Annotated in this window: 23 protein-coding genes and 2 pseudogenes; 1 reads left to right on the forward strand and 24 read right to left on the reverse strand. The window is 36.1% G+C overall.

Annotated features, from left to right (window positions below):
* The 11 genes and pseudogenes from C1724_RS10880 to C1724_RS10935 form a co-directional block, all read right to left on the reverse strand.
* Positions 1–379 (reverse strand): annotated as a pseudogene (locus C1724_RS10880) (DNA replication protein DnaD); the annotation flags it as partial.
* A gap of 699 nt (positions 380–1078) precedes the next feature.
* Positions 1079–2167, reverse strand: coding sequence for a type I restriction endonuclease (locus C1724_RS10890; protein WP_102346808.1), 1089 nt, complete (start codon positions 2165–2167; stop codon positions 1079–1081).
* A gap of 1141 nt (positions 2168–3308) precedes the next feature.
* A complete protein-coding gene (locus C1724_RS10895; RefSeq protein WP_102346809.1) occupies positions 3309–4730 on the reverse strand; it encodes an aldehyde dehydrogenase family protein in 1422 nt (473 codons plus the stop codon).
* Positions 4731–4894: 164 nt separating this feature from the next.
* Positions 4895–6409 carry a tripartite tricarboxylate transporter permease gene (locus C1724_RS10900; protein WP_102346810.1) on the reverse strand — a complete coding sequence of 505 codons (1515 nt, stop codon included), beginning with the start codon at positions 6407–6409 and terminating at the stop codon, positions 4895–4897.
* A gap of 19 nt (positions 6410–6428) precedes the next feature.
* Positions 6429–6875, reverse strand: a complete 447-nt coding sequence (locus tag C1724_RS26400; protein WP_102346811.1) for a tripartite tricarboxylate transporter TctB family protein — start codon at positions 6873–6875, stop codon at positions 6429–6431.
* A 52-nt stretch (positions 6876–6927) separates the two neighbouring features.
* Complete coding sequence (locus tag C1724_RS10910; protein WP_102346812.1) at positions 6928–7698, reverse strand: IclR family transcriptional regulator; 771 nt, start codon at positions 7696–7698, stop codon at positions 6928–6930.
* 17 nt (positions 7699–7715) lie between these two features.
* On the reverse strand, positions 7716–9062 hold the full coding sequence (locus tag C1724_RS10915; protein WP_180994241.1) for an MmgE/PrpD family protein: 1347 nt from the start codon (positions 9060–9062) through the stop codon (positions 7716–7718).
* 269 nt (positions 9063–9331) lie between these two features.
* Positions 9332–10342 (reverse strand): tripartite tricarboxylate transporter substrate-binding protein, encoded by a 1011-nt coding sequence (locus tag C1724_RS10920; RefSeq protein ID WP_102346814.1) that lies wholly within the window; start codon positions 10340–10342, stop codon positions 9332–9334.
* A 65-nt stretch (positions 10343–10407) separates the two neighbouring features.
* Positions 10408–11172, reverse strand: a complete 765-nt coding sequence (locus C1724_RS10925; RefSeq protein ID WP_102346815.1) for an HpcH/HpaI aldolase family protein — start codon at positions 11170–11172, stop codon at positions 10408–10410.
* A gap of 437 nt (positions 11173–11609) precedes the next feature.
* Complete coding sequence (locus C1724_RS10930) at positions 11610–12527, reverse strand: SMP-30/gluconolactonase/LRE family protein (RefSeq protein WP_219723264.1); 918 nt, start codon at positions 12525–12527, stop codon at positions 11610–11612.
* A 1-nt stretch (position 12528) separates the two neighbouring features.
* Complete coding sequence (locus tag C1724_RS10935) at positions 12529–12852, reverse strand: carboxymuconolactone decarboxylase family protein (RefSeq protein ID WP_102346816.1); 324 nt, start codon at positions 12850–12852, stop codon at positions 12529–12531.
* Positions 12853–13904: 1052 nt separating this feature from the next.
* On the opposite strand from C1724_RS10935, the pseudogene C1724_RS10945 reads away from it, so the two are divergent.
* Positions 13905–14657: pseudogene (locus tag C1724_RS10945) on the forward strand (2-phosphosulfolactate phosphatase).
* A 204-nt stretch (positions 14658–14861) separates the two neighbouring features.
* Here the strand turns inward: C1724_RS10945 and C1724_RS10950 are convergent.
* From C1724_RS10950 to C1724_RS11005, 13 genes are all read right to left on the reverse strand, one after another.
* Positions 14862–15101: a MoaD/ThiS family protein gene (locus C1724_RS10950; protein WP_142386546.1), complete on the reverse strand. Its 240-nt coding sequence runs from the start codon at positions 15099–15101 to the stop codon at positions 14862–14864.
* Entirely contained in the window at positions 15082–16803 is a 1722-nt protein-coding gene (locus tag C1724_RS10955; protein ID WP_219723265.1) for an aldehyde ferredoxin oxidoreductase C-terminal domain-containing protein, read from the reverse strand. Before C1724_RS10955 ends, C1724_RS10950 begins: the two co-directional genes overlap by 20 nt.
* A 798-nt stretch (positions 16804–17601) precedes the next feature.
* Complete coding sequence (locus C1724_RS10960) at positions 17602–20778, reverse strand: hypothetical protein (protein WP_102346820.1); 3177 nt, start codon at positions 20776–20778, stop codon at positions 17602–17604.
* Positions 20778–20966, reverse strand: coding sequence for a hypothetical protein (locus tag C1724_RS10965; protein ID WP_102346821.1), 189 nt, complete (start codon positions 20964–20966; stop codon positions 20778–20780). Before C1724_RS10965 ends, C1724_RS10960 begins: the two co-directional genes overlap by 1 nt.
* Before the next feature lie 29 nt (positions 20967–20995).
* Entirely contained in the window at positions 20996–21187 is a 192-nt protein-coding gene (locus tag C1724_RS10970) for a hypothetical protein (RefSeq protein ID WP_102346822.1), read from the reverse strand.
* Positions 21187–21882: a hypothetical protein gene (locus C1724_RS10975; RefSeq protein ID WP_102346823.1), complete on the reverse strand. Its 696-nt coding sequence runs from the start codon at positions 21880–21882 to the stop codon at positions 21187–21189. The genes C1724_RS10970 and C1724_RS10975 overlap by 1 nt, the downstream gene beginning before the upstream one ends.
* An 18-nt stretch (positions 21883–21900) precedes the next feature.
* Positions 21901–22326, reverse strand: a complete 426-nt coding sequence (locus tag C1724_RS10980) for a hypothetical protein (protein ID WP_102346824.1) — start codon at positions 22324–22326, stop codon at positions 21901–21903.
* 12 nt (positions 22327–22338) lie between these two features.
* Positions 22339–22683, reverse strand: a complete 345-nt coding sequence (locus C1724_RS10985; RefSeq protein WP_102346825.1) for a hypothetical protein — start codon at positions 22681–22683, stop codon at positions 22339–22341.
* A gap of 155 nt (positions 22684–22838) precedes the next feature.
* A complete protein-coding gene (locus tag C1724_RS25590; RefSeq protein ID WP_180994243.1) occupies positions 22839–22982 on the reverse strand; it encodes a hypothetical protein in 144 nt (47 codons plus the stop codon).
* Between the two features lie 62 nt (positions 22983–23044).
* Positions 23045–23608 carry an HNH endonuclease gene (locus C1724_RS10990; RefSeq protein ID WP_102346826.1) on the reverse strand — a complete coding sequence of 188 codons (564 nt, stop codon included), beginning with the start codon at positions 23606–23608 and terminating at the stop codon, positions 23045–23047.
* 74 nt (positions 23609–23682) lie between these two features.
* Positions 23683–23934 (reverse strand): helix-turn-helix transcriptional regulator, encoded by a 252-nt coding sequence (locus C1724_RS10995; RefSeq protein ID WP_102346827.1) that lies wholly within the window; start codon positions 23932–23934, stop codon positions 23683–23685.
* Positions 23935–24047: 113 nt separating this feature from the next.
* On the reverse strand, positions 24048–24917 hold the full coding sequence (locus C1724_RS11000; RefSeq protein ID WP_102346828.1) for a hypothetical protein: 870 nt from the start codon (positions 24915–24917) through the stop codon (positions 24048–24050).
* Between the two features lie 293 nt (positions 24918–25210).
* Positions 25211–25705: a hypothetical protein gene (locus C1724_RS11005; RefSeq protein WP_102346829.1), complete on the reverse strand. Its 495-nt coding sequence runs from the start codon at positions 25703–25705 to the stop codon at positions 25211–25213.
* Between the last annotated feature and the right edge of the window lie 9 nt (positions 25706–25714).

Consider the following 25714-nt stretch of genomic DNA (forward strand, 5'->3'; position numbering starts at 1 on the left):
ACTCCGAAACATATTGAATAAGCGTGATATCCTCGACATCTTTCAATTCAGAAAAAATACAATCCATAACCGGTTTCCCGCCTTTATGAAGGTTCTCTTTCCCCCAATTTTTAATCGCGAGTTCTCGTGTTTCAGGATTGTAACGGATCAACATATGGTGTTCCTCGAATCGCACCATTAATGAATGAACACTCTCAATCGAATAGCCCAAATCAAATGCCATTTGTTTTATCGTAATTCGATAAATTCCACTTTGAGTCGTATGTGGATTTGTAAGCAAATAAAGGTAAAAATATTTATCCTCCGGCGTCATTTCTTCTAAAACCATCGGACTTTTCCAAAAATCAGTATGCACAATTCTATACTTTGCCACCCTCATCACAGCCCTTTCTTCGTATAAAATTTCCCTTCATACTATAAATAGGTATCATTGCAGAAAAAAGGGGAAGGTTTTCTACTAAAATTTTGACTTTTTTTGAACAATTATAGAGATTGAAAAAACAAATCATTTGATCAACCTTTGTTTTATAAATTGTTGTAAAAATAAATAAAAAACTATTAAACAGTGAAATGCCCATTTTAAGCAATCCTAGTACAAGGAATTAATGTGGTAGAGAGGAACTCAAATTAAGGAAAAATCAACATGCTATGAAAAGGGGAAGGAAACGGTTTGCTGTGGAAGTAAAATTACAATAAACGTGTACATAAAATATAAAAACACTATTGGGAGTCAAAAAAAGTAATCGTTCAAGAAGATTTAGGTCTGTGGTCAATTGATAAAATTTATGCAGTGGATGAGACGAACAATGTACTAGAGGTCGCTTGCTGATAATGAATTATTAAAATTACTAGTTCGAGTCCTATTGACACCATTTGTAGCAATAAGTTATTTGATACTCCATCCAATCCTAATATATTTATTAAGTACATTTGCAATTTTATTTATTTGGAGAAAATACTATTTCAAATCTTATACACACTAAACAAAAAAGGCAGTCATTCACTAACACACTATTTATAATGTGCTAACGGATGACTGCCTTAATGTATATAAAAACTTGAAGAATCGAAGTTATTTCTAATTTATGAATTGTTTTGCAACTGTAATTATCTCTGATTCATACTTTTGTATTTCATTTATATTTTCAATCCTATAAGTTGTCTTATTTTTGTCGTTTAGCTGAATATATTTACTACTTGGACTATTTAATCCAAGTCTACAAATCCATTTACGAATACTATCGTCTAAAAGTACATTAAAGTACGATTTATTATCTCGATAATATACTCTTTCTGATTCAACATGACCTTTTAACATTAATTTAACTAAAACATAACCTTCAATTTCTTCTTCGGTGGTTATTATCTCTGATTCTTCTGCTACTTCAATTTTCTCTTCAGTATCTATAGTAGCAGCAGCCTCTTGATTTGGTTGAATTTCATCATTTGTATTAGTTGAATTAAGTGCTTTTTGTAACTTATCATTGACACGTTCATTCACAAACTGATTTAATGAATTTTTCACTATTTCTCTAAAATTATCAATCACTTTTTGAGTTTTAATTCCACTATAAACATCATTTAAGATGAATTTAATAAATTCGTCTGTTGGTTCATTCCATTGATTCTCTAAAAACTTCTTAATTTCACTAGTATATTTTAACTCTGATGCAGTATTTAACACATTTTCAACATCAAAATCATTTTTTCTGAATTTTGCCAACTCCTGAATCTTGTTATCTCTTAATTCAAGAATGTTAAATATAAAGAAAGGCTTTGTATCCATCTTATTTTGTTCATCTAAGTCTGTAAAAAATTTATATTCAATTCCGTTTGTAAGAATTGCAAATTTAGCTTTTGTCGTTCCAAAATATCTAAATAGCTGAGAATCATGTTTATCCAATTTTTCGCTAACACTCTTAGCTTCAATCAAAATAATCGGTTCTTCACCTTGCATTATTGCATAATCAATTTTTTCACCCTTTTTTATTCCAACATCAGCTACAAACTCTGGAATTACTTCAAGGGGATTAAATACATCATATCCCAAAGCCTGTATTAAAGGCATTATTAAACTAGTTTTAGTAGCTTCTTCAGTTTTAATATTTGTTATAACTCTTTCAAACCTATTTGATAATGACTTAATCTGCTGAACAAACTCCTCCATATCCCCAACTCCTTGACTATTATATAACCAACTTATAACATTTTAGTTCTTTTTATGCAGGAGATTTAGCATAAATTATAAAACATATTTAAGTTATTAGTTTAATAGGTGTATTTATGTATCAATCTTTAATCCCTTCTTATTTCACTAATAAATTTTAGTATCTAATATGAATGCAATGCAACTGCACTTTAAACTATTTATATAGTGCATTTATGTATCAATTTTATTATTTACATAATCTTTTAGCTAATTTACGATCATTAGGTAACTTATATTGCTTGCCCTTTAACTTACCATTAGGTAAATAGTATTTAGCCCTTTCAACCCACTCACGTTTACTATGATACCTCTGGATTGTATTCCAAATTGCTCTACCCTCAGATAAATACAATAATATTGATCAACTAACTTCCATGTTTCAGTCATTTAATTTCCCCACACACAAAAAAAAGCAACCTTCCAATTAAGAAAAGTTGCTTTCTTATCCAAATACCGCTGAAACTCCACCGGCTGCCTGACTTAAATCTATAGAACCTACAACTTTTAATGTGCCAATTACATATGAAACGAAAATTGTTTAGTGTAATAGATTTTAGCGATATCGTTGTATATGTAAAACGACAACGACAAAAACATGGAACAGATAAGGAAAATGTGAAACCAATTGAACCGCTGAACAGGCTATCTTGGAAACTGAAACCCATAAAAGAAAAATAGATTCTTATACCATGATATTGGAAGGAGAGTTCTAATAAGCGAGATTAAGCATTTACAGGAGATCATGAAGACTCTCCGACTCGTTGAAACTGCAAATAACATTCCAACGTTGATAAGAGATGCTGAACAGAATGACCTTTCTTTTACTCAATTTTCAAGCGGCCGGGAGGAATCGAATCTCCGACGCACGATTTAGGAATTGGTTAATTAGCTCTTTACCTTATTCGGTTTTGTTTGGAAGTTGATTTAATAAGGTTTTGTATGATTTCAGTTTGTCTTAGTTTGGTGTTTTTAGGTACTTTTTTGGAATTTTTGTTCCCAAATGGTTCCCAACTCTTCACATAAGATTCCTTAGCCCTTTCTTCGTCCTTGATATTGGTGCTGTTTGGTTTTATAGAATAAGGTTAAGTCAAAACTTTTATTATTCATAATTCCAAACCACAAGTTTCATTTCTGTCATTTCCTCAATAGTATATTTTAAACCCTCACGTGCATTTCCGCTTTCTTTTACACCACCGTAAGGCATTTGGTCAACTCTATATGTCGGAATATCATTAATCATAACTCCCCCAACTTCAAGACGCTTAGATGCCATTATTGCTGTATTAATATCTCTCGTGAAGATCCCTGCTTGTAGACCATACTTTGAATCATTTATTCGCTCAATGCCTTCCGCAACATTATTAATTGGATTAATTGTAACTATTGGTGCAAAGACTTCTTGGCAAGACACTTTAGATCTTGAGTTAGCGTCTAAAATGATTGTCGGTAGTAATATATTGCTCTTAATTTTCCCACCAGTAACAATGGTCGCCCCTTCTTCTACAGCCTCATCAATCCAATTTTTTGCTCGATCCAAATCGTTTGGAGAAATTAGAGTTGAAATATCTGTTTTTTCATCTAGAGGGTCACCTATTACAAGCTTTTCAGTAGCCTCTTTAAACTTAGAGATAAATGAATCCAATAAACTATCATGGATAAATATTCTTTGAAGAGAGATACACACTTGCCCTTGATTAGAAAAAGCGCCTACGACGCATTTGGGAATAATTTTATCTAAATCAACCCCTTCATCTATAATAAGTCCAGCGTTAGATCCTAGTTCTAAGGCAACCTTCTTAAAACCAGCCTTATTTCTGATTCCTAATCCAACTTCAGGGCTACCAGTGAATGTTACCATACTGACCTTATCACTATTTACAAGTTTATCCCCAACTAATCGGCCACTCCCAGTCACAACATTAAATGCACCCTCTGGTATCCCAGCTTCTTCTAAGAGTTCAGAAAGGAAAAGAGCCGATAAAGGAGTTTGAGAGGCTGGTTTTAACACAATTGTATTTCCTGCTGCAATAGCAGGACCAACCTTATGAGATACTAGATTCATCGGAAAATTAAATGGGGTAATGGCAGCAACAACACCTATCGGCTCTCTAAGCGTATAACCTAATCTATTCGCACCATTTTTTGCAGCATCTAAAGGAATCATTTCACCTTGTATACGCTTCGCCTCTTCTGCAGCAAATTTATAAGTCTCAATCGTTCTATCTACTTCTCCTAATGCGAATTTTATCGGCTTTGCTGACTCTAAAGCAATAATATGACCAACTTTTAATCTATTTTCTTTTAACAAGTTAACTAGTTTCTCTAGAATCTCAGCTCTTTGATACGCTGTTAATCGGGCCATGTTATCACGTGCATTGTATGCAGCATCTATTGCGGCATCTACTTGATCCTCTGATGCTTGCGGTATTTCTGCAATTTTTTCTTGTGAATAAGGGGAATACAAATCTACATACTTTTGAGATTCCACCCATTTACCATTTATGAATAGTTTTTTTCTCACTGTTTATCCTTCTTTCCATAATTCAAGTTATATAGGTGCCTCTATTTATAAGGATGATAAAATTGACACATACTCAAATCGAGGCAAAATATTATTCAAGGTGCCATTCTTATTTTCTAGTATAAATCCCTTATCTTTCATATCATCATAAAAAACACGTTTAATTAAGTAGTTGGATACTCCAATTTATTTTTATTTTTTTTCTTAAAATCTTTAACAAATTTACTAAAAATAGGAAATAGAATTAACGCAAATATAAAAATCATTATTATGATAGAACTAAATCTTTGAAAAAAAATCCCGTAGCTTCCTTCTGAGAGGATTAATGTTCTACGTAAGTTAGTTTCTATTATTGGACAAAGAACAAATGCTAGAATAAAACTTGGCATTGAAAATTTTAATTTATTTAAGATAAAACTTATGATTCCAATAAATAGGGCTAACCATAAATTAAAGAAAGACTGAGTAGAGGCATATAGTCCTAATATTGATAGAATAACAACACCTGGCACAAGGATAGTGGTAGGTATGGTTAATACTCTTGAAAATAATGGTGTAACTAACCTTCCCATAAAATACATTGCTATGGACGTAAATATAAATCCAATAATAATCGCATAAGCTAAATGACCTTGATCAGCAAAAAATTTAGGTCCCGGTTGTATACCATGGATAATAAATGCCCCCATTATTATAGCCATACCAGGTGACCCAGGAATCCCCAATGTTAAGAGGGGTACCATCGCTCCACCTACTGTTGCGTTGTTAGCCGCTTCCGGTGCTGCAATACCTTCCGGATTCCCATTTCCAAAATCTTCTGGATTTTTCGACCATTTTTTTGCTAATGAATAGGAAAACCAAGAGGAAGCTGCAGTACCTAGCCCTGGAAAAATTCCTACAATTGACCCAATTACCGAGCCTATTCCAATAGGTTTGCCCACACTCTTAATTTCACTAATAGTAATTTTCGTATGAAGACCTTTAGTATTACTGGAATACTTTTTGTTTAAGTCATTGCTTACCATCGAAAATACTTCAGAAAAAGCAAACATCCCAACCAATAACATAATAATGCTTAGACCTTCGATTAATTCCGTATGGCCAAAAGTATATCTAGAAGTTGCAGTAAACATATCCATTCCAACCGTCCCAGCCATCAACCCTAAAATAACTGAGATTGAACTTCTCATCTTATCTTTCGAACTTAAACTAGCAACAGCAACTAAACCCAAGATTCCTATTAGAAAGTATTCTGGGACTGATATAGCTAAAGCTAGTCTTGAAAACGTGCCCGATAAGGTCAGTAGCGCCAAACCACCGATAAGTCCTCCAATCGTAGAAGCGACCAAAGAATAAGCTAACGCCTTACCAGGAGAATTCTTTTTCGCTAAGGCATTCCCATCTAATACAGTTGCAGCGGCTGCAGGAGTTCCAGGAATTCCCAATACAATTGAAGAGATTGAGCCCCCATACTCGGCAGCCTGAAACGCTGATAGAAGAAGCAAAATAGCAGCTACTGGCGACATTGTATACGTTATAGGCAATAACAAAACTACAGCAATTGTTGCTCCAAGGCCGGGTAATGCTCCAATTAGCAACCCAACTAATGACCCTAATAATATAACACCTATACTTGTAAAACTTAATAATTCTGACAAACTACTTTCTATTATTCCCATTTTAGGATACCTACCTTAGTTATAAGTTTAATGCCAATATTAAATCAAAAAGTAAATAGATAAAAAGAGTAAATGATAATGAAATTACCGCATTTTTTAAATATTTATACTTAACTTTCTGCTTAAATTGATATAGAGATAATAGTAATAATAAGAACAAGAAGGTATTGATATAAAACAGACCCAACAAGGACCAGGATGTGATATACAAACAAATGGTTGCAATGGTTAAAACTATCATTTTTAAATTATTTAATTCGAATTTACTTTTACTTTCCTTTCTAATTTTAAAAAGATTAATAACACAAAATATTACTAATAAAATGGACAGCAGTTTAGGAAAATAATCAGGCCCCAATGTGCTAGAGTCCCTTTCTAATGAAAACTGGTCAGCACCGATATAATAAAAGACTCCAATGAATATAAGAAAGATCATTGTAGTGTATGAAACATATTTCCCTTCCATATTAAACCTCCCGATTGTATCTGTTTAAAGCTCCTCCGTCAGTTAACTTAGGTTAATCATAATCTGGTTTATAACCTAGAATATCAGATATCTCAGAAGAAGCATCTCTAATTTCGTTTTTTACCGCCTCAATAAGGGCTTGATTAACACGGGTATTTGGTATGACACATGCTAATGCTCCAATTGGTTGCTTGGAGTGATCTAAGAAAGGCGAGGCTACCCCCATTACCCCTTTAACTCGCTCACCTTCTGAAGTTGAATACCCATTCTCCCTTATAAGCTCGAGTTCACTTAGTATTTTATCTTTCTCTACTTGCGAGAAACCCTCTTCATTTAAAATTAGATTAACATCACCTATTGATAGGTAAGCAAGGATGCATTTGCCACCTGCAGCATAGGGCAAACTCAGTGATTCACCTAAATTAATAACATATTGCAGAGGATTAGTTCCATTTACTTTATCAACGAATGTTATTCTTTTTTTTAAGTTGTCATACAATATCAAGTAGACAGACTCGTTAAATTCTCCAGATATTTTTTCCATATACTTCCTAGTAACTTTAGATATTTGATTTTCAGAAGCAATAACTGAGCTGATTCTTATCATTTCTGTTCCGATTATATATTTATTAGTCACTGGGTTGTGCTCTAACACGCCTTCCTCTTTTAATTGAAGAACCAACCTATGCAAAGTAGTAACCGTCAATCCCAAATATTTAGCTAGGTCACGTACACCCCATTCAGATTTCTCCTCAACAAATGCCCTTAATATGGCAAATGTTTTAGGTATTACTCCTACCATTGATTTTTCTTTCTTTTCCATATGGCCTCCGATAATAACTATTTTCTATTAATCGCATTTAGTAATTCGTTCGCTATTATATTCATATCACTAACTTTTTCTAGTTGCATAATGATGTCAATGAATTTATCTATATACCTTTGATCCATGTAGCTTTCCATTATATCTTTAAACTTCGATATTACATTTTTTTTAATTCTACTTAAATTATTATTTTCATCGAAAGGGGTTGCAGTTTCAGTTATTTGGCTCCCGTTACTTCGTTCTATTATTATAGTTGAACTGCGGGTATCTGCATATTTTGGTTCTGAAATTAATTTCACTTTTGGTAATAAGTTTAATACCCTCTCATCATTCACAGCATCATCAGTAAATGCTTCTAGTCCAACTTTTCCATATATTAATGCTCTTGCAAAACAATAATGCAGGCTAAACTTCCCCTCTAGACCTGAATTTGGTTTTTCTATCGCAGCACATTGAAAAGCTCGAGGATAAACGATTAATGTTACAGTTTTAATTGAACTTGGATCAACCTTGTGCAGGTTTCTTATTTTTATAGCATTAATTATTGTAGGATGTGTAGCGGTTCCGCATGGGAATTGCTTAATTCTTAAGTCGTGTATGACAGGAGTTCGGTATAAATTTTTGCTAATTTCATCATAATTTACACTTGTACTAATCAGCTCTAAAAAGTTTTGCTCAAAGACAGACTCACTTCCTGTAAAATTTTCTTTAGCTAACATACCAGATAAAAGCCCGTTCATTGCCGCTTTCCCTGCATGTAATGATTTTGTCATACTTCCAAAACTAGCATGGATGCTCGAAACTTGAGAAGCAGCTATTCCTAAAGCATGACTTATTTGCTCATTATCCAATCCTAATAGAACACTAGAAGCCGCTGTTGAACCAAAGTGGCCAATAGTCCCTGTATTATGCCATCCCTTTTTATAGTGATCCGGCATAACTGATGCTTCGATGGCCCCCATTACCTGGGCACCGACAACAAATGAACGAATAAACTGCAGACCACTCAGATTGTATAATTCACATAATGCAAAAATAGAGGGAATTATAGGAGCAGTATAGTGTCCCGGATATACGGCATGAATGTCGTCAAAATCTAGAACATGAGAGGAAGTACCGTTAAGTAGTGCACTCCAAGGTGCAGAGGTTTTATCACTTGTACCAATAATAGTACATTGTTTGTTGCCCCCAAACTGTTCTACTAACTTCCTTAATTTTATAGTCGGTTCTTCATGACTGCCTGTAACAGTTACTCCAATCCAATCTAAGAAACAAAGTTTTGCTTGTTCAATTGTATCTCGATCTAATTCTAAATAACTCCCGCTACTTATATAATTAACAATTTCTTTCGTATTGCTCAATCTAACACTTCCTTTTACTTCTACTTTTTTTGTCTCTATAAAGTTGTATTCTTTAATGGTATACCAGATGATAGCGGTTTCTATTACCCTATCATCTGGTAAGTCTTATAAGCCTAACCTCATATTTCAATTAAGGTTTATTCAATCCATCAATGAGAGCTTGGTCTCTTTTCCCACACTTCTCTGACCTCACAGGAATACCCGATCTGTACTTTGTATTCCCAGAATCTTGAATTATGGGAATGACAACCATTTAAGAGTGGTATTTATCAATTAATCAAACCAAGTCTTTTTAGTGTTTCACCGTAATCTTCATACTCCGTTGAAATCTGGTTTTTGAAGTCTTCTGAACCAGCATAATCAACAGTTACTCCATTTTTTTCAATAATTTCAATTACTTCTGGATCGTCTAAAGATTGCTTAAATGCATCATGGAGTATAGCAATAATTTCTTTAGGAGTGCCTTTTGGCGCTACAATGCCAAAATATACATCTGTTGATTGCCCATAACCTAATTCTTTTAATGTAGGGATTTCTTTATAAAAATCATGTTTTATAGAACCTAAGTTAGCAAGTATTCGTAAATCTTCCTCTTGCCCCTTAAACTGCTGAGGTGATGATACCTCACCCTCTAGTGTACCGCTTAATAGTGCAGCATGGGCGTCACTTGACCCATCAAATGGAATATATTTGGCTTCAAATTCATTAGCAATTAAAAACTTTTCCATAGCAACCTGAGGTGTATTTCCAATTCCCCCAGAACCAAATGCAAACTTACCCGGATTTTCTTTTACGTACTGAACCCATTCATCAAAGGTTTGCCAAGGTGTATCCTTACCAACTGCAAATAAAACAGGATTTTGTGCTATTCTAATAACTCCTTCAAAGTCTTCGTGTGAATACGGAGCATTTCCAAAATGCGGTTGAATCGATATTGCCCCAGGCGCAATCAATCCGAGGGTGTATCCATCAGGTTCTGCATTTGCAACTGAAGCAGTACCAGTAACACTTGCACCGCCTGGAGTATTCTTGATAACGATAATTTGTTTGTTTGGCAAATATTTACTCATGGACTTTTCTATTGCTCTTGCTATTTGGTCTGTAGCACCACCAGCTGAGTATGGCACTACTAATTCAATTGGCTTTGTAGGAAAGTTCTGTTCCTCTGTTTTATTTGATTCCTCTTGATTCTCAGTATTGTTTGATACATTCTGATTCTGAGTATTGCTACAACCAGCAGCTATTAAAATAAACACTAATAAAAATATTAACTTTTTCATTTAAACACTCTCCTTCGTTAATTTTAGTACCCAGTAACAAATTTAGTTAGTTTTTTATCAAATTGTTATAAGACAGATCTAATATCGTCTACTAAACTCTTAAACATGTTTGAGATTAATTGTGTGCTTGTTGGTAATTTGATATATTTCACACCTTGTTCCAACAGAGAGGCTAATTGCTTACTGTCTTTGGCATATCCACCAATATTAAAACCTGCCTCTAATGAGGTTTTATTAATGTAATTAATCATTTCTTGTACTTTGGGGTGATTTACCTGTCCTGGGAAACCCATTGATTGTGACAGATCGTGTGGAGCTACATTAATTATATCCACATCTTTAACTGTTAATATATCTTCTAAATTATGAACAGCTTCCAAATTTTCAATGCTAATTGCAATCAGTATTTCTTCATTAGCAAACTTTACTTGCTCCTCCATTGTTTTTAATCCATACAAACCAGATCGTACGTTATACGACACACCTCTGCTACCTTGAGGATAATATTTAATCCAATTTACAACATTTTGTACTTCCTCTACTGTGCTGACTTGAGGAATATGAATACCATATGCACCAATATCTAAAGCTCTCTCAATAGACGATTGATCAATAGTATTTACCCTTATGAATGGTGTCGATCCTCCACTTTTAATTGCTCGAAAGATATGTTGAGCGCCCTCAAAATTCGTAGGACTATGTTCCATGTCAACAACTACAAAATCCAACCCTGACAAAGCAAGTATTTCCGCAATATCAGGCGAAGGCAATAATAAGAAATTTCCAATTACAGGTTGTCCTTGCTTTAATTTACTTTTAATTGGATTCAACCCAAAAACTCCTGTCTATAAAGTAATTTAAATCTCATTTATTATGGAAAATAACGCTTACATAATAGTGTGCCATTTCAGCTTATTCTATTTTTTTACTACTAATTTTGAAAAGAAAAACCAAGATGTACCATTAAAAGGAACGCCATTCCGATATAATACTACATCTATATTAGTAATAGTTTCTCTTTATAGTCAATAGTTTTAAAACACTTTAGTCAATAATTCTTAAATCATATGGCACCAAAACGTTGCCTGTTATGAGATCCGTTTAATATTTCTATTTGAAAACTAATATATGACAGACCTATAGATCTCTCGGGAAAATTACAAACTATCTTATAATAGTGCTACTCTGATTACTAAACAAGTTTTTATTTTTTCTTTAAAAGACGATAAATTAATACATTTTTATAAAATGATAGGATTAATCAAAGTTACATAATCTTATGTTTCATGCCGGGAATCTTCACTTGAGTACGGTATAGTGTAGTACCTGAAGCTAAAAATAGGCTACAAAAATCAGAACCACCCCAAGTAAAATTAGCTGTCTTTTCAGGAGTTTTTAATACTCCAAGGCAGTTTGCATCTTTATCAAATACATGAACACCACCCGGACCAGTACAATACACATTCCCCAAACTATCTACTTTCATGCCATCTGGCCTTCCTGGTTCCTCGCCCGTAGTTTCTGCCCATACTCTTCCATTCGCTATTGTTCCGTCATCCAAAACATCAAATACTCTAATATGCATACGAGGTGTATCATTAATATAAAGTAATCTCTCATCTAAAGAGAAACATAGGCCGTTGGGATTTTCAAAATCGGAAACTAACAAGGTTAACTCACCCGATTTAGGATCAAACCGGTATACGCCTTGAAAATCCAATTCCTTTTCTCTAGGAATACCAACCTTTGCCGCATTTGGTCCAGTTCTTGCAAATTGAGGATCAGTAAAATAAATACTTCCATCACTTTTTACCACAATATCATTAGGGCAATTTAATTCTTTACCATTGTATTTTGAAACGAGGACTTCCCGATTTGTACCGTCTACATTCCTGCGACTTACAAGGCTAGTTGAATGTTCACATGTAACTAACCGTCCCTCTAAATCATAATAGTTCCCATTTGCCTTATTAGTCGGATCTACTAAAACAGTTAATCCCTTCTTTGAAGACCACCGATAAATTTTACTAGCTGGAATATCGCTAAATGTTAAATGCTCCTCTTTAGGATGCCATACCGGACCTTCAATAAAATCAAATCCAGATTCAATAACCTCTATTTGTTCATTAGGATCAAATATATTTAGAAACTTTTCATCATAAATGTCTAGCTTTATTTGACTCAATTTACTCCACCTCTTTTTCTAATAATTCTTTAGTAGCCATAATCCCCTCTTTATATGCCGGGATTCCGCCAATCGTTATAGTTTGGGCTATTGTCATAAATACCTCTTCTTTAGTTGCTCCATGATTTAGCGCTAGACCTGCATGTGTATTTATTCCAGAAACATTTCTTAGTATACAAAACATAGAAAGATTCATAAGTTCCTTGTATTTTCTAGGGATTATTTCATTATTCGTTAAATAACTGCGCAATTCACCCAACTTTTGATATAACTCTGGGTCTGATTGCTCCATGATCTCCCAATGAGGGGCTACCTTTGTTGTCATATTTTTTCCACTCTCCTTGTCATTTTTTTCAGCAATTGCATGTTAATAAATAAAGAAAAAAATAATGCTCTATTAATAGTTAACATCAACTACAGTGACGTTTCATCAAAAGTACACCTCCACTTTTCATGATATAATAAAGTATCGTATGTACCATTTATCGGTACATCGTACTCATTATCGTTACATTGATTATACAACCTAATTCTTTTTAGAGTCAACTCTATATTCTAAATTTTTTAAAATCTTTCAGTTATTAAAATAATTAGCTAGGTGCTTGTATAGCAAAATAATTAAATTAATCCAAAAGAATAAGTGAGTTAAAATAAAAACTAAAAAGGAAATAAACAAAAAAGAGTTTTTTTAATATCAAAAAAACAGTTGGATAATAAGCAAGCTTAAAAAATATACCGATGTGAAGAGAGGGCCACGTTCTACGCTTGGAGGAAGGTCAAGGTAGAACGTGAAAGTGTCACATCACGGGAAATCTGCAGATTTTCACTACTGAGCCTAGACAAGGGGCATATGGAGTTCGAAATTGTGGCTATAGCCCACCACATCTTGAAGTAGCAAGCCTCCGCAAGTTACTTTCAAAAATAAATTCTTCAAAACAAAAGCAGGTGGAGGAAAATCAATGATTTTTCTCCACCTGCTTTATTTTGAGACCTATCGGATAGCACCTTTTTCAAGTAGTTCTTTTTAAGTAACGAAGTCTACCATAATAACCAATAAAAAAAGAACATGTAAAAGGTAAATTTGAATTAAATTACCCAAAATTCTATTTGATTAACAATAGCCGTTTATTGTGCACTACCTAAGTTTTAATCGGGATTCGTCAATAGGGGAAAAAAGGTGCCAGACCCCCGGCACACTAACGCTTTACTCTACTAGGCTTCTGGCACCTATTCTTAGATGGAAGGAAGGACACCTAGCAGATGATCGTTTTAATAATTTGAATGAAGGCATCCATAATATAATGACATTGTCGCATGATACGATTTATGCAAATAAAAGGTAAGAAAGGATTCCGAATGCCAAAAATCCATTTATTAATGCAAAAAGAGTTTATTGATCCAACTAAACTAAAAAATTGTAGTGTCATCGTATTTGATGTTCTGCTAGCTACGACGACGATTACTCCCCTTCTGCAGCATGGAGCTAAAAAGGTCATCCCTGTTCTAAATGGGGATGCGGCCCTTTAAGGTAAAAAATCACTAAATTTATCAAAAGATTCCTGCATTTTAGCTGGTGAAGTAAATGGCTACTCACTTAATTCTTTCAAGTATCCTTGTCCATTAGAATTGATTGAATTGAATGTACACAGGAAAACCGTTATTCTATCAACAACAAATGGAACCTTCGCTTTGAAAAAATCATTAGACGCACAAATTGTATATGCTTCAAGTTTGCTAAATGGGAAATTTGTTGCACAAAATCTGCTACGGGCATATAACGGGCAATCGATTCTCCTAGTCTGCTCTGGCAACCATGGGCTTTTTTCAATGAAGAATTTGATTGGAGCTGGACATTTTGTTCACCATTTACTAAGTTTATCTGAAATAGAATTCCAATTATCAGATTCAGCAAAATTGGCCCTGCAATTTTACAATAAATGTGATGACAGGGTTTTAGAAGAAAACTTTCTAAACTGTCACACTGGTAATTTGTTATCTTCATTAGACTACAAATGTTCAATTTATCATTCTGTTCAACGTGATATCTACCCTGTTGTGCCAATTTTAAAAAAGAACGATATTCCTTACTTGGAAATAGAAACCACTTTATCCATTCAAAATAATTTATAAGCAGGAACATGATTCGATCCAATTTACATCAATAAGCAACTTGCTGTACACAAGTGGACATTAGTGATCGTTCGAAGGAAGATCAGAAAATACCGAAAGAGGGAGTGGATATTAGCCTATCCACTCGAAAAATTAAATAAGACTGTAGAAAACTCGATTTCTAGAGTTTTTCTACAGTCTGAGATGACTATTCGCTTTAAATTATTAACCACCATAAATAGGGGTAAGAAGAAGGATATGGTCTCCATCAAGAAGGGAATAATTTGCATCAACTATTTCTTCGTTTACAGCGATTAAAGCTTCATGATTCCACTTTACATTTATTTCTTGCAAAAATTGTTCTAACGTTTTTGCTGCTGTCTGATAATTACCACTTAGGTCCGTTTTCCCAAAAATGTTTGAAGTAACTTTTACTTCCATTGATTTAGACACGGACCTTCTCAAGGCTTGCTACCCCAATGGAATCAAGCTCATCATCGGTTAAGTCGAATACCGTTTTACTCGCTTTATTTTCTTCCACATAGAAATGTTCCGGTAATCGATCATCTGCTGGTGAGAATCCACAAGCTCTGTTAAATTCAAGTTCTTTTTGAAGGGTATCCTTCGCTAATTGAACGATTTCTTCAGCTGTAAATTCAACTCCTAAATAAGAAGAAGAAAGCTCCGCTAACATCTCGAATTTTCCAGCTACTGCAGAAGCTGCGAAATAGCAAATACCCATCATGTCATAAATCATATTGTTAACCTGTGCATTTTTAGAAGATTCTACTTGGCCTTCTCTTTTCTTATGATCTACTTGCGTTCGAATTGTTTGTCCTGCAGTATGGTCAGCACCCATTGGGCTAGTTGCATAGGTTACACCTAATCCTTTAATAGCACGTGGATCATAGGCAGCCATTGTCTGTCCTTTGACCGCCGGGATATGAGTGACTCCGTAAATTTTACCAACCGTGGTTGCACCACTCCCGATAATTCGACCAGCAGGGCTACCTTTTCCAAGTTCTAGAAGAAGGTTATAAGCACCTTCGAAATCCCCAAACTCTAAAACACCAGCTTGCATCGCTACCCCAAGAGCACCACCGGTTTCAATGGTATCAATTCCAAACTCATTACATAATAAGTTTAATTTTACGATTTGGTCTAAATCACCAATACCAAGGTTAGAGCCTAATAGTCCGATATTTTCATATTCTATTGGGGATGTTACCATTTTTCCATCTTTATCTGCATAAATATTAGAGCAACGGATCATACATCCCGGCATACAGGCATGTGTAGTACTTCCTTCACCACCACGCTCTAAAATTGTTTCTCGCATTGTTTCGCCACTTATATTTTCATGCTTTTCAAAGCTGCCCTCCGAGAAGTTACGTGTAGGTAATGCGCCAAGTGCATTAGTCGTTTTTACAAGTGCCGCTGTACCTAATTCTGGGAAGGTTTGTCCTGTTCCAGGCGTTTCCCGTAATGCCATGATATATTCTTTATTAACTTTATTATAGCGTTGACGATCCATTGGTCTGTTTTTTTCCGCCCCTTTTGCATCAAAAACAACAGCTTTAATACCTTTTGAACCGGCTACAGCACCTAAGCCACCTCGACCATAGAAACGAGTAGGATTGTTATCCTTATCTGGATTTGTTACAGCGGCAGTTAACATTTTCATTTCACCGGATACCCCGATTAGATAAAAGCTAACGTCTTTCTTTCCATACTTCTCATAAAGGATATCAGAGGATTCACTAATCTTTTTCCCAACGATATCAGCAGCATTTTCAAATTTAACACCTTTTTCACTAATATGAATCGTTTGGAATTCATCATATTTCCCTTCAAAAATTATAGCTCGAAGTCCTAATTTACCCATATATAATCCCGCAGTACCACCGGCATTACTCTCTTTAATCCCACCAGTTAATGGACTTTTTCCACCTAATGAACTACGCTCAGCACTTGATGCCATAGAACCGGTTAGTATACCATTAGATAGAACCAACTTGTTATTTGGCCCTAATGGATGGGCGTTTGGTGGAACTTCTTTCGCTATGATGGAAGATGTCATAGCTCTACCACCTAAAAGTAATTGTTCTTTTGGGATTTCTTCATACTTATAAGATAATTCCGTCATATTTATTCGTAAAATTTTCACTTATACTCGCCCCTTTTCTTAGTAGAATATAATACTCTATTGAAGATTCTTCTTAATCATAGTATCTGTAGTCTACTTGATCTTAATTTTTCTGTCTAGTTCACTGTAGCCAAAATAATTTTTATAATGTCTAACTATACTTTCAATATATTTGAGTAGCTCATTTTTGTATAAAAATAAATTGTTTTAACTATGAGATGATTTGAAATAAAAGGGTTCATCAAATGTCGATAAAAATCAAGATATTAATTATCGTTTTAGAAGGTCATTGTATATTTCTTCTCTATTTTTATTACATTCTCACAGGTGCCTTTGTTGTAGTCTTTCAGAATGTTTAAAAGCGATAAACATCAAACATTTCTTCCAAAGTTAGACTAGTATCTGCCGGAGTTGTTTTCGTGGGAGGTTAGTAACTCTACCTAATCTTCTCAAAATAAAACCCCCACAATAAAATTATTGTAGAGGATGGTTTATTTACATTATGTAGTTAGTGAATTCCATTTTTGGCGGGACTGTGTGAGAATCGAACTCACCTAACCTGGCACGCAGGTCACAAGCGGTTTTGAAGTTTGTATCGGTTATCCATCGATAAATCATTCGATAAATCCCCGTTAAATCAACGTTCAATCGCCCGCTAAATCAGTTTTCGCTAACAGTCTATAACGGATTAACTCGTTACCTGTACGGTTTTATTATAGTCGAAAGTAGTCGAAGTTTGCAAACGTAATTTAAGTAAAAAAAAAAACAGCGCCCCTCGTTATGAAGGACGCCGTTAAATTTACAGTGAAATATAAAATATTAAATTCGTTCGCCACCAGCTCGTAAGCGTTGGGCCAATAAATCACGTTCATTCCAATAAGTCTTAACATCGATATCATCTTCGAGTTTAACGTCTCCATTATGTTCCACTAATGGCGCATTATAATTATAGTTATTAACCGTCTGTCCTCCATTAGCTGCCGATAATAATGAGTCTAACTGGCTCGGTTGAAATACGTATTCACGATCTTGTAAAATTGCAGCTATTTCGTTAGGCAATAACCGATCTGAGTTTGCAAAGTTTAACCCTGTTACGCCATCACGACCAGTATGATACTTCCCGGCTTTTCTATCCTTAGCTGCGTTAATAACTTCATCCGGTATATATTGATAGTTTTTCGCAGGAACAAAAACTCCGTTTTTATAGACATATCCATCCTTATCAACGCCATAACTATGTCCGTCTACCGTTTTGTGTATACCACCGTCGTTATGCATGGCCCAACCGCTAGGTACGTTAGAGTTTGAGTTACTACCATTGCTACTGCCGCTACTGCGTGAACCACTGCTGCTAGCGCTAGTCGATGTACCTTTCATTTCCGATATTGTTCGATTATAGTCGTCTACAAAATTCTCCATCTGATCGAGAATGGCGTCATTTGCCGATCGATTCAGTTCTACTCGACTATTAGCTAGTAATTGCTCTAGTCCTTCGACATTACCGGTATAGCTATCGACTGCATTAATTAAATTCGAGTAATGTTCCTGCGTTTCGCTATAAACATTATCGTAATGGCTACTTACTTCTCGTTCTCGACTGTCGTAATGATCTTCGATATTGCGTTCTCGCTCGTCTAACTGGCGTAACTCCGCGTCCTTCTGATCTTGCAAGTGATCGCGCTGCTCTCTACGTTCTATATCTTGTAGCTGTTCTTGCAATTCCTTATATTTTTCGATACCGTCTTTAGACGTTGCGTATTTGTATTTCTCTAACTCGGTGATGATTTCCGCCTTTTCCTCGGCTCGTTCTTGCTCGTCAATTACGTCTAGTTGATTATCATAAAAGTCGTTTATCTCCTGGCGTCTACGATCTAACGAATCTAACTCGGCTCGTTCTGTATCACGGATAGACTCGATTTCAGCGTCTTTACGTTTGCGAATCGACTCTAATTCGTCTCGCTCGCTATCTCGTACACTATCAACTAGTTTACGTTGGTATTCCTTGAAGTTACTTTCGTACTCTCTTTGCGCCTGTTCTAACTGCTGCATTAACGCGATCTTAGCGTTATATAACTCCTGATCTGCTCGTTTAAAGTACTCAGTATCAGACTCGTATCTATTACGGACACGTTGCCATGCATCTAATTTCATCTGCGTTATTTCTTCCTCGGTCTTACCGTTTAACTTCATGCGTTGTTCTTCTTTCGCTATCCATTCCGCCGAGTGTTCAAAAGACTCTTGCGTTTTAATCGACTTAGCACGGTATACCTGTTCTTCCATATCCATACGGATATCGTTATATTTTGAATAGCGATCTAGTAGGCGTTCGTATGCTAATATTTCATCGTCAACCGCAAGTTGATTTAAGTTCTTCTTGTACTGAATCCATCGTAAACTAGATTGGAATTGCTCACGGGCGATATCCTCGGCGGATTTTCGTATGGTTGTACCAATTGATCGCGACGAGCCACGTCCACTACTTGTAACTTTAGGTAACGAAGGTATTACGGTTTTAGGTGGTGTATATTTAGGCAAATTATTACGCAGACCGTTAATTTCCTCTTTTAACGCCTTTTCTTCTTCGATATTAGTAATATGCCTACGTAAACCGTCCATTTGTTTATCCGTTAATGGTATTTGCGGATCATTCGGGTTAGGTATTTTATTCGCTTTACTTGGGTCTACTGTGCTACCTGTCACCGCTGCTGCGTTACGTATTTTGGCTTGCGTATTTATTTCTAACGCTTGCGTCATACTCGATAGCGCTAACGTTTGGCTATTGTAACTGTCGACTACATTTGGAGCGATAGCTGCAATTTGATTCATTATCTCAGCCATTCGAGTTTTAGCTTTAGTTGATTCCTCAGTTGTGATGTTTTCGTTATTTAACGACGTTCTAAGCTTATCGTACTCGCCTGCAAGTTCTCGGGCCTTTTGTTCATTCGCACCTAGCGCCGTTGTCGATTCGTCAGCCGTTGTTTTCATATAGATAAAAGACGCTGCTAACGAGCCTAATGTCAGTAATAATCCTGCTGGACCGGCGGCAGCGGTTAATCCTACTGTTGCGGCTCTTATTGTATTAACTGCAAAAGTAGCTGTTGTTATAACTGAAATTAACCCTGTTAATCCGACTGCTACGCCGCCAATAGTTAACACTAACCTTTCGTTTTCTCCCGCCCATTTCGCTAGGTCGATGATGATAGGCGTTATTTTCTCTAATGTTTCCGTTAGTATCGGAAGGAACGCTTCACCGATCTCGGCGCGACTTTGTGCTAATGCGTTATTAAATTTACCTAGCGCTCCATCATATCCCTCTAGGCTCTTTTGCGCTGCACCGCTATAAATTTCAGTTTCTTTAAGTACCGCGTTAAAAATTGCCTGGTTTTTTTCTGCCTCACTTAATGCCTCGGACGACTTACCTACGCTACGACTATACTCTAATACCATAGCGCCAATGTTCTTAGAAATACCAACGTTATCAAGTAATTCCGACGACTGTAATCTAAGGGCTTGTACCCCTTGTTCGATTGCAGCACTAAGTGATAAATGTTGAGCGCGTCCATATGCTGCGCTATCTCCGAGCGCTCTTAATAACTGCTCAGTTTGTTTCAAGTCTAATCCCATCTGTAACGAGCCTTTAACCGCGTTAGCTGCGTCTGTCATTGTCATTAAACCTTCGTCTACAAACTTCTTAGCGAGTGCAGTCGTTTGGTCTACGCTCTGCCCTAACGCATTACTAACCTGGACTAACCCTTGTAGAGATCGCTCCATATTACTTGCTTCCTGTACAGTCGCTTTCATAGCTGTAATTAATCCGGCAAAAGCTACTGTACCTCCAATCGCACTTAACGCAGATTCTAGTCCCTGGAACGATCTTTGCGTGTTTTGTGCGTCACGTCCTGCTTGTTGCGTTTCACGTCTAACCCGATCAATTGACGTTTGAAACTCACGGGTATTTAACGTTATTCGCGCTCGAATATCTCCTACATCTGCCATTACTTCGATTCCTCACTTTCTTGTAAGCCCTTAATCATTTCGTAAATTTCATCCGATGCCATAGTCGTTAGTAAGTCGATACGTTGTTCATCATTTAAATTATCGTCTTTCTCTAACTGCGCCGCCGTTGTTAATACCTTTGCTAAAAGTCCGCTAAAATCTTCGATAAATTTGTATTCGTTACTCATTCCGACTCCTCCAATATAAAAGACGCGGTTTATTCCGCGCCTTCGCCTTTTTTCATATCGTTTAATTGTGAGAATCCTTCCGATAGTAATAATCTAGGATTCTTTAACGTTACCTCGTTTAAATCCTCACGTAACTTAGGTTGCTTAATTAGTACGTCGTATCTCGAGTGTATCTCTTTATAAGCGTCCTTTAATGTATCTATTGGCTTACGATCGCTCATTATTTACTCCCTCTTTTCGCTGCTCGATTACGCACCTCCGCACTCGATACTATTTCTCCCGATAACTGCCATTCAACAAACCAATCAGGCGCGATTCCCATATATGCCTGATAACATTCGCTTTCTAGCGGTAAAATCGGTTTATGATTCCCGTCGTTATTCGAATAGAACGAACGCGGCTCCGGTAATGTTAGCTTTAATATGCTATCAGACGAAAAAGTTCCGTCTACCATATTTGATAGGTATTTAAATTCGTGGACTAATGATGTATACTCCTGTTTTGTCTTAGCAATTTCGAGCAACTTACCGACTATTAGCGCTCGTAATTCTTTTAAATCTGCAAATTTAGCGTTAATTTCTTGTTGCCGATTATTCAATTCCTTTTGCATCGCCTTATAAGCGTCGTCTCGTATTTCTTCTAATTTCTTACCGCGAGCCGTTTCTAACGCTTGAATACGCTCGTTGATATCATTAATCGTTTGCTCGATCTTTTCAATTGGACGTTTTAATTTAGCGATTTCCTTTTCGATTTCATCTGCTCTATCTTCGTCCATCGCCTGGGTAACTCGTAAGTCCGCTATTAATCTTTGATTCTCTGAAACTTCCTTTAATTTAGCTTGTTTTTCCTGCTCTAACTCGTTAATTCTTGTACTGATCTTTTCCGCCGCTTGTCTAAATTGTTCTAATTGTTTCATTAATAAATCCCTCCTATTTTATACTTGCGCTATAACTGACGAACGCCTAGAAAGTGCGTCATTTGCCAGTAGCATTATGTTTTGATTAATCCATAATAACCTCGGTCGACGTACAAGTTTTATATTCATTCCTTTGTTTTGCGCTAAAATATTAAATCTCGGTTTTAAGGTAAAGCGCTTATATTCGAATTGTGGTAAATTTGAGTAGACTATAACTAACTCGCTATCAGTAACTTCATTTAATAACTGCGGTATAACATACTGAATGGCAACAGAAGTCGATCTAATTTCCGGCTCGTTTATAAATAGGCTCGCAGCCTTATAAACTTCTTTTTTATCATCCGGTAACAATCTATATAACTCCGCGCCTACCCCATAACTAGCGCCATTGTCTACTTTTGCTATCGTAATATCGATAAAGGTAATATTACTTCGATCGGTCATCGTTTTACCTCGTTAACCATTTGATCGATTACGTCGTCTATATCCTTGCTCCCGGTTATCCTGGCTACCTTTTTCAACACTTCTCCCGTCTCTTTGTCGATAGCCCATGCGAATATCTCCGTTGAGTGGCGGTTTATTATTTTGGTACTTATGACCACTTGTACTCGATCTATTATTACCACCTCTTTCTCGGTACTTCATACTGTACGGCGGTTTGTATTTTGGTCGTTTTAAATGCGGAAACTCATTTTCGATCAACCGTTTCATAAACGGAGTATACCAATCAAAATAAGCCGTTTCCGGCTCTTTTCGAGTTTGACTCGTCTCTAAAATTTGCTTTCTATTTTTCCGTCCCACTCCAATACATTCCCCTCTGATTTTTTAAGCATATATGGTACGCTTTTAACATTTCTCGTAAATATAAACGGTATATTTTTGTTAAGTAATGCTATTAGTCTAGCTATCTATAAGACACGTTAAAACGTATAAAATATACATAAAGCGTACACTTATTAACTTACGTCTACTTTTAGTAAATGACGAGCGCTCCGTTTCCTAGCACTAGGTACTCGATATTGTTTACCAATTAATTTCCCCTTTATAAAATATTCCGCCACTACTTCGAAATCTTTGTAGCTGCGCTTTATTTTACGCATAACCTCTCGATTTTCCGTATACGCGAATAAATAATCGGAGCTTATTCTTCATAACTCGTTATTCATTGCAAATTCACCGCCTTAGCTTGTTCCGTATCTCGGTTTTTGATTTCTCTCATATATTCATGTAACTGCATTAGCGCGCGTCTCATTCGTTCAACGTTCTGCTTACTATCGTCGCCAAAATTTAACGCAGCGTATTTGCGCAAAAATATTTCATATAACTTCTCAGTAAACTTGTCCGATCGTAAATAAAAGGAGTATAAGTCGTCGTTTCCTTTGCTTGTATTACATCCAGTGCAGCAATTAACGATGTTACCTCGATTATTTCCGTAACCTAATGCTAACGGTAATACATGGTCAATACTGCTTTTCCCTGCTGTATCTTCTCCACAATATGGACATACATAATCATGTAATATCTCGACAAATTCGTCGTATGTTAAATCATCCTCGACTTCGAATCTCTCGGCTCTTTTACGATTCATTCGAAAGCGGTCTTTAAAACGCGTTCCGTTGTACCACTCTAGCCGGCGTCTACATTCAGCACATATAGTACGATTACCTGTTATTACTTTTTCTAATCCACACTCACGACATACCTTTTTGTCGCTATCTTTTTCCATATTGACACACCTCTATGTTGGGTAGTATTATATATTTGGGTAAATATATAATTTTGTTACCAGTCTAAAAAAAATTATACTCGCGGGCGGTATTCATCTGAATACAACCGCGTTAAATCACCGTAACATTTTAACTTCATTACGTCCTCGTTAGTCAAATTAAATACCTCCCTTATTTTTCGTTCCTGGGCGTCAGTTAATGAACGTTCGCCGTTCTCAATATACGATATTAACATTTTGCTAACCCCTAATCGGCTTGCAAAGGTTTCTAAACTAATACCCATTAACGCGCGTAATATCTTTATATCGTTACTATTAATTCGCAATGTCCCTCCTCCTATTCATGTTTATTTTGTAAACATTTACCGAAAAATAAAACTAAGCGACCGCTCCGCCAGCTATCGCCTAGTCTGTTGATAATGCGCCCGCGCGTCGCGCACTATCTACCGTCTATTAATATATGGTGTTTTTTCTGCTCTAAATCCTGTATTTCCTTTATTTTTCTCTCCTTATATTTATTATTCTCTCTTTTTCTTTTTTGCTTATTTTGGCAATTTGATTTATTATTTTTATACGGTTGTATATTGCAAATTTTCTGACGCCGATCGTGAGCGTAGAAAGCGCCGCTACATTCCTCGCAACTTATTATTCGAGTTATATCGAGATTTATAATCGCTTTTCTCACGTTATCAGGCGTTCTTTTTTTATCTATCTCTTTATCGTTCCAGTTCTTTTCACTATTCGCATACTTTTTTACGTAATGCTCTACGTCAGACTTTACCTCCAATATTAACGCCGTTAATTCCTCGATCTTACTCGCTGTACCGTCCCCGAATAATATTGTTTCTACCGAGTTATATTCGTTGAAATCGTGTTCAAATACTGAATACGACGGTAGCTTATACTCATCTTCGACGATATCCTCATCGAATACGATCGACCGTTGTGTTTCTTCTCTTTCCTGCTCGTCTCTCCATTGTTTATCAGCGTTATCGATAGGATACTGATTAAAGCGCTCCGCGACTTGATCAGCAGCCAAAATAAAATCGGTAAGCACATCGAATACTAGGTAACTACGATAATAATTCTTTTTACGGAGCGCAGGATGCTTTATTTTTACAGCGCTATAGTCGTTATAATTCGTTGCTAAAGCAGAATATTCATCGACGCCTAAGTGATCTCTAAGAAACTCGTTAACTAGCTTAATTCGTTCCTCCTGCCCGATTTTAACACCGTCTACTTTCCGCGTGTAATGCTCGTCCCAAAACTGCTTAACTAACTTCTCGATTACGTTCGTATTAACATTCATCGGCTCCCTCCTAAGTGTTACGACGCCGGTCTCTCCCTTTGTCTTTTATTCTTTTATATAAAAACCTTATCGAAAATGTATCCTTATAGTAGTAAGTTATTTTCGAAGAAAATGACTTACCGGATATACGAACGTTAGTGAGTATATCTGTTCTAACGCAAATACCGCCGCTATCTTTTGTTGGTATGTTTCTAATTGGTATATTTAACATTGGTATGTTTACTAACGTATCTAATCGGTCTATCCTAACACGTATCTAATACGTTTACCGATACACCGTTCTAATACGTGTATCAGCTATAAAGCGATAAATCCGGCTCAACCTTTTCACCGTTTTCATTCACAATAAAACCGTCATCGCTAACCCGAGGACAAAACGAAACAAAGTACCATTTGTAACGGTTTGTCCCTTGCCATACGTCACGTGTTTCCAGTATCAATCCGTTGGTTCCGAGTATATCAACAAGCGGTTTTATCCGATCGACAGCGATACCTAAATCGTCGTTAATCTTCCTTTTAGCGGGGAAACTGGCGCCAAAACGTTCGCTAACAGTTCCGTCCTTTCGCATCTGATTACCGTCTACATACGAAAGTAAATAGAAATATAGCGGTATGATATCTCGAATCTGCGGCTTACGTTGATCGCGCTTGTAAATATCATTAAATTCACGAATAATTCTCGGGAATACTTTTCGCATTAAATCGAGATTATACATTTCATAATTCTTAGCGACTAATAAATCCGGTTTATCGTTCGGTAGCGGTTTATTTCCAATAACAACACTCATAAGATCATC

This window comes from Bacillus sp. Marseille-P3661 (genome assembly GCF_900240995.1).
GTDB lineage: Bacteria > Bacillota > Bacilli > Bacillales > Bacillaceae_J > OESV01.

Excerpts from the sequence above, each read along its gene's own strand:
- C1724_RS10890 (WP_102346808.1), bottom strand. The coding sequence starts at position 2,167 with ATGGAGGAGTTTGTTCAGCAGATTAAGTCATTATCAAATAGGTTTGAA.
- C1724_RS10900 (WP_102346810.1), bottom strand. The coding sequence starts at position 6,409 with ATGGGAATAATAGAAAGTAGTTTGTCAGAATTATTAAGTTTTACAAGT.
- C1724_RS26400 (WP_102346811.1), bottom strand. The coding sequence starts at position 6,875 with ATGGAAGGGAAATATGTTTCATACACTACAATGATCTTTCTTATATTC.
- C1724_RS10910 (WP_102346812.1), bottom strand. The coding sequence starts at position 7,698 with ATGGAAAAGAAAGAAAAATCAATGGTAGGAGTAATACCTAAAACATTT.
- C1724_RS10920 (WP_102346814.1), bottom strand. The coding sequence starts at position 10,342 with ATGAAAAAGTTAATATTTTTATTAGTGTTTATTTTAATAGCTGCTGGT.
- C1724_RS10935 (WP_102346816.1), bottom strand. The coding sequence starts at position 12,852 with ATGACAACAAAGGTAGCCCCTCATTGGGAGATCATGGAGCAATCAGAC.
- C1724_RS10960 (WP_102346820.1), bottom strand. The coding sequence starts at position 20,778 with ATGGCAGATGTAGGAGATATTCGAGCGCGAATAACGTTAAATACCCGT.
- C1724_RS10965 (WP_102346821.1), bottom strand. The coding sequence starts at position 20,966 with ATGAGTAACGAATACAAATTTATCGAAGATTTTAGCGGACTTTTAGCA.
- C1724_RS10970 (WP_102346822.1), bottom strand. The coding sequence starts at position 21,187 with ATGAGCGATCGTAAGCCAATAGATACATTAAAGGACGCTTATAAAGAG.
- C1724_RS10975 (WP_102346823.1), bottom strand. The coding sequence starts at position 21,882 with ATGAAACAATTAGAACAATTTAGACAAGCGGCGGAAAAGATCAGTACA.
- C1724_RS10980 (WP_102346824.1), bottom strand. The coding sequence starts at position 22,326 with ATGACCGATCGAAGTAATATTACCTTTATCGATATTACGATAGCAAAA.
- C1724_RS25590 (WP_180994243.1), bottom strand. The coding sequence starts at position 22,982 with ATGCGTAAAATAAAGCGCAGCTACAAAGATTTCGAAGTAGTGGCGGAA.
- C1724_RS10990 (WP_102346826.1), bottom strand. The coding sequence starts at position 23,608 with ATGGAAAAAGATAGCGACAAAAAGGTATGTCGTGAGTGTGGATTAGAA.
- C1724_RS11000 (WP_102346828.1), bottom strand. The coding sequence starts at position 24,917 with ATGAATGTTAATACGAACGTAATCGAGAAGTTAGTTAAGCAGTTTTGG.
- C1724_RS11005 (WP_102346829.1), bottom strand. The coding sequence starts at position 25,705 with ATGAGTGTTGTTATTGGAAATAAACCGCTACCGAACGATAAACCGGAT.